At 32.4% G+C, this 9,003-nt stretch carries 11 protein-coding genes; 7 read left to right on the top strand and 4 right to left on the bottom strand.

What is annotated here, in order from left to right; genetic code table 11:
- The 3 genes from EU91_RS09110 to EU91_RS00055 form a co-directional block, all read left to right on the top strand.
- A partial coding sequence (locus tag EU91_RS09110) for a DUF520 family protein (RefSeq protein WP_152556183.1) occupies positions 1 to 155 on the top strand: 155 nt, incomplete at its 5' end.
- 27 nt (positions 156 to 182) lie between these two features.
- Entirely contained in the window at positions 183 to 389 is a 207-nt protein-coding gene (locus EU91_RS00050; protein WP_032525281.1) for a hypothetical protein, read from the top strand.
- Positions 390 to 502: 113 nt separating this feature from the next.
- Positions 503 to 1,306 carry a prohibitin family protein gene (locus EU91_RS00055; protein WP_032525280.1) on the top strand — a complete coding sequence of 268 codons (804 nt, stop codon included), beginning with the start codon at positions 503 to 505 and terminating at the stop codon, positions 1,304 to 1,306.
- 70 nt (positions 1,307 to 1,376) lie between these two features.
- On the opposite strand, the gene hemL is transcribed toward EU91_RS00055, so the two are convergent.
- On the bottom strand, positions 1,377 to 2,678 hold the full coding sequence (gene hemL / locus EU91_RS00060; RefSeq protein WP_032525279.1) for a glutamate-1-semialdehyde 2,1-aminomutase: 1,302 nt from the start codon (positions 2,676 to 2,678) through the stop codon (positions 1,377 to 1,379).
- A gap of 227 nt (positions 2,679 to 2,905) precedes the next feature.
- On the bottom strand, positions 2,906 to 3,751 hold the full coding sequence (xth, locus tag EU91_RS00065) for an exodeoxyribonuclease III (RefSeq protein WP_032525278.1): 846 nt from the start codon (positions 3,749 to 3,751) through the stop codon (positions 2,906 to 2,908).
- 56 nt (positions 3,752 to 3,807) lie between these two features.
- Between xth and EU91_RS00070 the strand changes: the two genes are divergently transcribed.
- Genes EU91_RS00070 through EU91_RS00085 form a run of 4 tightly spaced genes read left to right on the top strand, consistent with a single transcriptional unit; the run spans position 3,808 to position 6,979 of the window.
- Positions 3,808 to 4,110: a hypothetical protein gene (locus EU91_RS00070; RefSeq protein ID WP_342503436.1), complete on the top strand. Its 303-nt coding sequence runs from the start codon at positions 3,808 to 3,810 to the stop codon at positions 4,108 to 4,110.
- 35 nt (positions 4,111 to 4,145) lie between these two features.
- A complete protein-coding gene (locus EU91_RS00075) occupies positions 4,146 to 4,742 on the top strand; it encodes a hypothetical protein (RefSeq protein WP_032525276.1) in 597 nt (198 codons plus the stop codon).
- A 57-nt stretch (positions 4,743 to 4,799) separates the two neighbouring features.
- Complete coding sequence (larC, locus tag EU91_RS00080; protein ID WP_032525275.1) at positions 4,800 to 6,026, top strand: nickel pincer cofactor biosynthesis protein LarC; 1,227 nt, start codon at positions 4,800 to 4,802, stop codon at positions 6,024 to 6,026.
- Positions 6,023 to 6,979, top strand: a complete 957-nt coding sequence (locus EU91_RS00085) for a hypothetical protein (RefSeq protein ID WP_032525274.1) — start codon at positions 6,023 to 6,025, stop codon at positions 6,977 to 6,979. The genes larC and EU91_RS00085 overlap by 4 nt, the downstream gene beginning before the upstream one ends.
- Here the strand turns inward: EU91_RS00085 and EU91_RS00090 are convergent.
- Positions 6,976 to 8,514, bottom strand: coding sequence for an ABC transporter permease (locus EU91_RS00090; protein ID WP_032525273.1), 1,539 nt, complete (start codon positions 8,512 to 8,514; stop codon positions 6,976 to 6,978). The genes EU91_RS00085 and EU91_RS00090 overlap by 4 nt on opposite strands.
- Positions 8,515 to 8,542: 28 nt before the next feature.
- Positions 8,543 to 9,003: GTP-binding protein (locus EU91_RS0108935; protein ID WP_032525282.1), on the bottom strand; the 461-nt coding region annotated here is incomplete at its 5' end.

Here is a 9,003-nt window from a genome sequence, read left to right as displayed (position 1 = left end):
TCAGAGGTCAAATAAAAAAAATTAATGTCAGTATCAATGGAGAAACCCTAAGAGTTTCTAGTAAGAGTAAAAATGACCTTCAATTAGCAATAAAGCTTGTTAGTGAATTTGAAGAGTCTTTGAACATTCCTCTAAAAGCTAACAACTTTCGATAAAGTCTTTAGTAAGATTATTTTTAAAATATGGCAGATTATTCAGAATCTCTCATTAAATCATTAATTGATAAAGTAAAAAAATATCCTCGTTTTTCAAGAGATGAATTAGAGAAATTTTGTTGGATGGCAGTTCATGAACATAAGCATGGCGTGTTACCTTCTGAATATGATATTAGGGAGATAGATGAGGACCTTTATTTGCAACTTTTACAAGCATTTAAATCCAATAAATAAGCAATAATATTTGTATTCTTTTTTTAGAAATATTAAAAAAATATTTTAATTAAATGCCTTATTAATGCACTAATTAGTCAAGTTAAATATGATGACCTAAAAGAAAAAATTTAATGTCAACATCCTTTAAAAATGTCACACCAACAGGTCCTGGTGGGACAGCAACTTTATTAATTGTGCTTTCTTTTACTGGGTTTCTTTTGCTAACCCAATCACTTTTTGTTGTTCCCTCAGGACAAGTTGCAGTTGTCACAACATTGGGGAAAGTAAGTGGCCCTTCCAGGAGAGCTGGTTTAAACTTTAAACTTCCATTTGTTCAGTCTGTATATCCATTTGATATTAAAACTCAGGTTCAACCAGAAAAATTTGAAACTTTAACTAAAGATCTTCAGGTTATTAGGGCTACCGCTACTGTTAAATATTCGGTAAAACCTAACGAAGCAGGAAGAATTTTCGCAACAATTGCAAGTAGAAATAGTGATGTTTATCAAAAAATTGTTCAGCCATCTTTACTTAAAGCCCTAAAATCAGTCTTTTCTCAATATGAGTTAGAGACAATCGCTACTGAATTCGCCGTAATTTCTGAAAAAGTAGGTGATACTGTCGCTCAAGAACTAAATTCATTCGATTATGTAGATGTTAAAAGTTTAGATCTTACTGGATTAGAGATTGCTGAAGAATATAGAGCTGCTATTGAACAAAAGCAAATAGCTGGTCAGCAACTATTAAGGGCAAAAACAGAAGTAGAAATTGCTGAGCAAGAAGCACTTAGATATGAGACGCTAAATAGAAGCCTCGACGATCAAGTGCTTTTTAAATTATTTCTTGATAAATGGGATGGTAGTACACAAGTTGTTCCAGGCCTGCCAGGTTCAGAAGGAGGAACCCCTCCGGTAATAGTTGGTGGTAGGAGATAATTCTTCTAATCCAATTTTGTATTAATCTAATCATCTATTTGCATTTCTTTAAAGAAATGCAAATAGATGTTTAGTTTTTTATTGCATTAAAAGATTGATCAAAAGCTTCGATAGTTTTATCAATTTCTTCTTCGCTATGAGCTAGTGATGTGAAACCAGCCTCAAAAGGACTTGGTGCAAGGTAAACTCCTCTTTTAAGCATCTCTCTATGCAGCTTACCAAAAAGTTCAGCATCATTTGTCTTTGCTTCATCAAAGTTTCTAACAGGCCCATCACATAAGAAAAATCCAAACATAGCACTAACACTTCCACCGTTAATAGCGATACCATTATTTTCTGCAGACTGAATTATCCCTTCAATTAATCTAGTAGTTGTTGCTTCAAGTTTATCGTATGTACCTTCTTGCTTGAGAAGTTCAAGAGTTTTTATTCCTGCAGTCATTGCTAGGGGGTTTCCGCTCAAAGTGCCTGCCTGGTAGACAGGTCCTGAAGGAGCTACCATTGACATTATTTCTTTCTTGCCTCCATAAGCTCCAACAGGTAGGCCTCCACCAATAACTTTTCCCAACGTTGTTAAATCAGGAGTTACTCCGAATTTTTCTTGAGCGCCTCCATAACTTATTCTGAATCCGGTCATTACTTCATCAAAAACCAATAAGGAACCATTATCTATGGTTAATTCTCTTAATCCTTCTAAGAATCCTGGTTCAGGGGTAATGAAACCAGCATTACCAACTATTGGCTCAAGGATTACTCCTGAAATTGCGTCAGGATTTTCTGAAAATAATTTTTTTACTGCTTCAAGATCGTTGTAAGGGGCAGTAAGCGTATTCGCAGTTGTTGTTCGCGGAACTCCTGGAGAATCTGGCAAACCTAGTGTTGCCACACCTGAACCTGCTTTTACCAAGAACATATCTGCATGGCCGTGATAGCAACCGTCAAATTTAATAACTTTATCTCTTCCAGTGAATGCTCTCATGAGCCTTAAAACAGCCATACATGCTTCAGTACCACTGTTAACAAATCTAACCATTTCTACAGATGGGACAGCATTTATAACCATCTCAGCAAGTTTATTCTCTAAAACGCATGGAGCACCAAAGCTGGTACCTTTTTCAATTGCTTCTTGTAACGCCGTAATAACTTCAGGGTGAGCATGTCCACATATAGCCGGCCCCCAACTGCCTATGTAGTCAATATATCTATTGCCATCGATATCCCATGCGAAAGGACCTTTAACTCTATCAAAAACAATTGGTTGGCCACCAACAGATTTGAAAGCTCTCACCGGTGAGCTAACACCACCAGGCATTAATTCTTGGGCAGCAGAGAAAACTTCTTCTGATTGAGTGGAATTTAATATATCAGTCACAATTTAAATAAATAAAGCTTGGAGAAAAAATTTTGTCATGTTCTAACTTAGAAATAAGTAAAAACTTTGTCAATTAGATTGAAATTCTACATTATGATATTTTTAATGCGATAGTTCGGATTGTAAATCATTAAATTTCAGGAAATGATAATCTAATAAAATATTACCCTTGATATCTCTTTATTTATAATCGATTTCGGGCATGAGAAGAATTTTACATGTTTTAATTATATTTCGAAAATATTATCCTCATCGTCAAAAAAATCTTCATCTATGTCATTAAGGTTGAGATTTATCATTACTGGGGCATGATCGCTTGGGCGTAAATTTGACCTTGGTAAGCTGTCTATCACACAGCTTTTCAGTTTTGATGAAAGTTCTTTACTGATGTAGATATGGTCTATTCTCCAACCTTTGTTGTATTCATATGCTTTGTTACGGTAATCCCACCAACTCCAATGACCAGTATTTTTTTCAAAAATCCTGAAAGAATCTATTAATCTTCCTTTCAGGACATTGTTTAATGCATTTCTTTCTATCTCGGTTGCCATTATTCCCCCTTCATATTTCTTTGGATCATGAATATCTAAGTTAGATGGAGCAATATTAAAATCACCCATTAGACAAACTAATTCTCCTTTTTTTTCTTGTTCATCCAAAAAAGAGGCCAAACAGCTTAACCAATTTATTTTGTATTCAAACTTATCTGAATCTACTGAAGATCCATTTGGAACATAGACATTTATAATCTTTATCCCATTAATATCAGCGGAAATTAATCTTTTTTGGTCTAGGAAAGTTTCAATATTATGACCAGATTCTTCGCTACCACAGAACCCTTTCTTAACATTTTTGGCTTTTATCTTAGAAATAATAGCGACTCCATTATATGACTTTTGTCCGTAAACCTCTACTGAATATCCTAATTTTTTGAATGGCTCACTTGGGAAACTATCATCCACTACTTTTGTTTCCTGCAAACATAGAATATCAGGATTGACTTGATCAATCCAATCTAATATTTGTGAAAGTCTGGTTCTTATAGAGTTAACATTCCAAGTTGCTATTAACAAATTTCCAATAAAATATGTAAAATTAAATTAGCAAAAAATTTTAACTTTAAAAAATTTTGAAATTAAATAATATGAATATCCAACTTTATAGAATTCTAGGAAAACCAATACCTATAGTTATTTTTTTTATTTCTATAATTTCCTTAAATAGCGACTACCTAAGTGCTGATTACTATTCTGAAGATACGCAAATTGATCAATCAACTAAATTAGATAGTGATCCTTCAACCTTGCCAACAAATCCATTTGAAATAGTTGAAATGATTAGGAGAGCTAATAGTATGAATGATGCTACAGACCCTTCTGATGCTTTAGATGAAGCTTTAAATTCTTTTCATGGTTGGGAGGAAAATCAGTAATTTAATAAGATGAATTTGCCATTTTTGCTCCTAATATGCTAAAAAATCCCATTCCAAAAGTTACTAATCAACTGCAATATAGAGCAATTGGTATTATTAATGGTAAATTTACCCCCCATAGTAGTGAGCAATTAAATAGGGGTGTTTTAACCGATAATAAAGGTGAAAAAATTGAAACAGTAGTTCTTGGAAAAGCATTATCCCTTTTAAAGAAGCATATTGATTTAAAGAAAAGTTATTTTTGGATTGTTTACCCAAAGAATAAAAATACTCAAAAGTTGCATTTACAGATTTCGGGAATTTGGGATCCTTATCAACTTAATGATTTTACAGATGACTATTCCAAAAAAAACTTTTCAAAGCTATTGGAAGAATTAGACTTAAAAGACAATTATTTTTCTGTTAGGGGAGAATTAGTATTTGTCAACACTCAAAACAAAGAGGTTGTTATTAAAGTCCGTTCTACTTCAAAGATGCATAATTTAAAAAATAAAAATTTTAAATTAATCATAAAAGGTGAAATTTCTCTTGAATTTCTTAATAGTTTTGTAAGTTTAGATGTGATCAGAGATGGAAATTCTTTGAAATTAATCAAGAGTGAAATAATTGAGAAAACTCTTTCTAAAAAATAATTAGAATAAAAAGTTGATAGTCATCTCAATTTTTACCTATAAAGAAATCTTAAATTTATGGAAGATATTTTAATTGAGTGTTCTCCAGGTATCTCTGGAGATATGCTGTTAGGAGCTTTTTATGATTTAGGTGTCCCTAAAACAGTCATTGAACAACCACTTATTGATCTTGGATTAAAGGATCTATATCATCTAGAGTTTAGAGAATCAAAAAGTTGTTCTATTCGAGGGATCAAGGCAAAGGTGGAGAATGTCGATTCCCTTCAAATTAAAAGAAATTGGAGCAGTATTAAAGAAGTTATTTTAAATGGGCACTTAGAGGATAAATTAAAGCAAATAATTTATGAAGTATTTGAATCTTTAGCAATCGCAGAAGGAAAAGTTCATGGCATCAAATCTGAAGATGTACATTTTCATGAAATTGGAGCTATAGATTCATTAGTGGATATTATAGGCGTATGTGCTGCGTTGAATTACTTAAATCCAGAGAAAGTATATTGTAATGATCCAATGTTGGGGAAGGGTTTTGTTCAAACTGAACATGGAAAATTATCTGTACCACCACCTGCTGTAATAGAGCTAATAAGACAAAAAAATATTAAGGTTTTATCAAGCTTTGACCAAATAGAGGGTGAACTTTCTACACCAACTGGTATTGCTTTACTTGCTAATTTAGTCGACCATTTGCAACCTCCTTCAAAATATTCTATTAACTCTTACGGAGTGGGCATTGGAAGCCTTAATTTTTCATTCCCTAACTTGGTAAGAGTTTATAAAATTACCTCATATGAGGATTCACGGATTAATGAACAATTTAATCCAAAGTGTGAAGAGATATCTGTTCAAGAAGCATGGATTGATGATCAAACACCAGAAGATATATCTAATTTTGTAGAGAAACTTAAAATTGAGGGAGCTTACGACGTTTCTTATCAAGCTATCAGTATGAAAAAGAATAGAATTGGATTTTCTATTCAAGCAATCTTGCCAATAGAGAAAAAAGAATTTTTCAGGCGATTATGGTTTGATTATTCCAACACTATTGGAGTTCGTGAAAGGACCCAATCAAGGTGGACATTACTGAGAAGGAGAGGAGAATGTTCAACCACTTTTGGAAATGTAAAAGTTAAACAGAGTTTGAAACCAGATGGATCGATAACTATGAAACCAGAAAATGACGAGGTTTTGAGATTAAGCCTAGAGCGAAAAAAATCAACTGACGAAATAAGAAAAATAATAGATGAGTCAAGTAAAAATTTTAAAGCATTTGAAAACTGGAAATGAGATTTAATTTAACTAATAAATCAAATAGGAAATTTCTTGACAAAATTAATTTCGATGGTTTGAAGACTATTTTCTTTATTTCAAGCTTGTTATATTTTTGCATCTATTTTTTTGACAATATAAATCAAATTTCTCTTGAAATTAATTTAGAAAAAAATGGAATAAAAATACTCTTATCTTTTTTATTTTGTGTTTTAAGCGTTTATCTTAACGCTTATGCATGGAAATATATAGTTAGATGGTTTTGGAAAGAATTTAAAAGTAATAATCTAGTTTCTTTTTATGTTTTAACCAATATTCTTAAATACGTTCCAGGAGGAATATGGCATTTTGTTGAGAGGTTTAATTTTATTAAAAAAATAAGTAATCCTCAGGTTGCGCTTTATTCGTCACTTATAGAACCTTATTTCATGTTGAGTGGATCTTTTATCTTGGCATCGCTGGGCATAATTTTTTCACCATTTTACTTTTTTTTTACTTTGCCTCTAGTATTTTTAAATAGGAGATTAATCCATCTTATATTAAAAAGATTAGGATCTATTAAGGGAAAAATATTTGAGGTTTTGAAACTTGCAACTTCAAAGGACCAATTTGAAACAAGATTAAATATAGTTTCTTTCTTTCCTGCCAAAGCGTTATTACTTGAAATTGGTTTTCTTTTATCTAAATTTATTGGGTTTTATATTTGCCTAAATACTTTTTATACGAGTAATAATCTCAATATTATATTTTTATTAGTCATCTTTTCTGTGTCATGGTCTTTAGGCTTGATTGTCCCTGCAGCTCCAGGAGGAGTTGGTGTTTTTGAAGCCTGTCTCCTTGTTTTTGTTGGCAGAAATATTCCGCAAAATGCAATTTTTGTTACCTTACTTTATTTTAGGATAATATCTACCTCGGCAGACTTGTTTTTAAGCTTCCCTTTTTTAATTAGAAAACTGTTAAAAAGAATTTAGCTTTTTTTTTCTAAACTAGGTATCAATGTAATTGATGCGATAAGTCCTAAAATCATTATTAATATTGCAGGTAAAATTGCCTCTACTATTCTTTCATCTCCAGCATATTGATATATTCTCACAGATAATGTATCAAAATCGAATGGTCTCAAGATAAAGGTTATAGGCAATTCTTTAATAGTGTCTACAAAAACTAAAAGTGAGCCTACCAATATTGGGCCCTGGAGAAGAGGTAGATGTAGTCTTTTAATGATTCCCAGCCAATTCTCTCCTAGTCCAAGTGCTGCTTCATCAAGACTAGGAGAGATTCTCTCAAGACTTGAATCAATAGAACCCTTAGAAATAGTTATAAATCTGACGAGATAACCCCAAACTAATAAGCAAATAGCAATGAAATTAAATTTTGAAGAAGAAATGCTTATTAAAGATAAAGCTAATACAGTCCCTGGAATTGCGTAACCTATTCCCGCAAGGTTTGTTATTAGTCCTAGTAATAAGCTTTTATTTGGACGCCTGGCTAAGGAAATTATTAAGGAGAATAACATCGTTATGAATGCAGTAAAAAATCCTAGACTTATGGTTCTGAATGATAGGTTAAGTAATTCTATAGATAAACCTTTTTGAATTTGATCGATATTGAGCAGAACCCAAAAACATGGAATTCCAAAAGTGAAAATTGGAGGAAATAAAGATATCGTTATTGCTAAAAGAGCTCTGGTTTTTTTTAATTCCCACCCTTGAGAATCTTTTGATGCAGGATTTTCACTCCACCTCTTTGATTTTCTTCTTGAGAATTTTTCAAAAATAATTAAAGTGAAAATTATTGATAAGGCTACCAAAGATAGTCCAATAGCACTTTTGGGATTACCCTCAATTATCCAATTTTCGGCTATACCTGTTGAAATACTTGGAATATTTAATAATGCAAATGTCCCTAACTCATTCATTACTTCCATACACATTAAACTTATTCCTGTTATTAGTGCTGGAAACGCCATTGGAAAAGCGATTTTAAAGAAGCTCCTCCATGGCCCAACTCCTAAGCCTCTACTAGCATTTATTTGATTTACTCCGAATTTATTAAAACTTTCGTTAGCAAGAATGAATACATATGGATAAGTAGAAATTGAAAGTATTAATACCCCCCACCATAAACCAGTTACTTGATACCCAAAAATACTTCCTAAATCCTGCAAAATGGCTGTTATTAAGTATGCTGGGGCGGCTAGTGGAATTAGCTGACAAATACGGAGAACTTTTCTGAACTTAAATTCACAATTTGAAAGTAACCAGCCGTTCAGGGTGCCTAATCCTCCTCCAAAAAAACTTACTAGTACTAAAACTTTTAAAGTTTCTAATACCTCTTCTCCTCCAGCAACACCTAATGAAAAATTCCCATCTACAAAATATTGAACTCCTTCAAGAAGGAAATTGGAAATTGGAATGATTACTAAGAGTGCAACGATAACAGAAATAAAATAAAAAAATTTTAATTCGGTTATTGTTTTTTTTAATCCTTTAATAAGTATTTTCAAAAATTAATTAAACCCTAATGTGTACACTCTAATCTGAACTAAATCTACATGATGAAAGTTGATTCTTAATAGTTTGATGATCTAAGTTTTTCCCTATCAATACTATCTTGTTGGATTTTTCTTTTGTCCACTCTTCATCATCTAGAGAAAATCGTTTTCCGGATAGGTGAAAAATGTGCTTTCTTTCACTTTCCATAAACCATAATATTCCTTTCGCCCTAAATATATTTTTTGAGATTTGATTATCTAAGAAATATTGAAACTTCCTTAAGGAAAATGGTTCAAATGTCTCATAAGAAACTGATGTAAACCCTTCTATGCTATTGATCAAATCGTGTGAATGAGAGGAGTGATCGTGTGAATGAGAGGAGTGATCGTGTGAATGAGAGGAGTGATCGTGTGAATGAGAGGAGTGATCGTGTGAATGAGAGGAGTGATCGTGTGAATGAGAGGAGTGATCGTGTGAATGAGAGGAGTGATCGTGTGAAT

The organism is Prochlorococcus marinus str. GP2 (assembly GCF_000759885.1).
GTDB lineage: Bacteria > Cyanobacteriota > Cyanobacteriia > PCC-6307 > Cyanobiaceae > Prochlorococcus_A > Prochlorococcus_A marinus_J.
The sequence above is the reverse complement of the archived record's forward strand: the minus strand, read 5'-3'. Positions and strand labels throughout refer to the sequence as shown.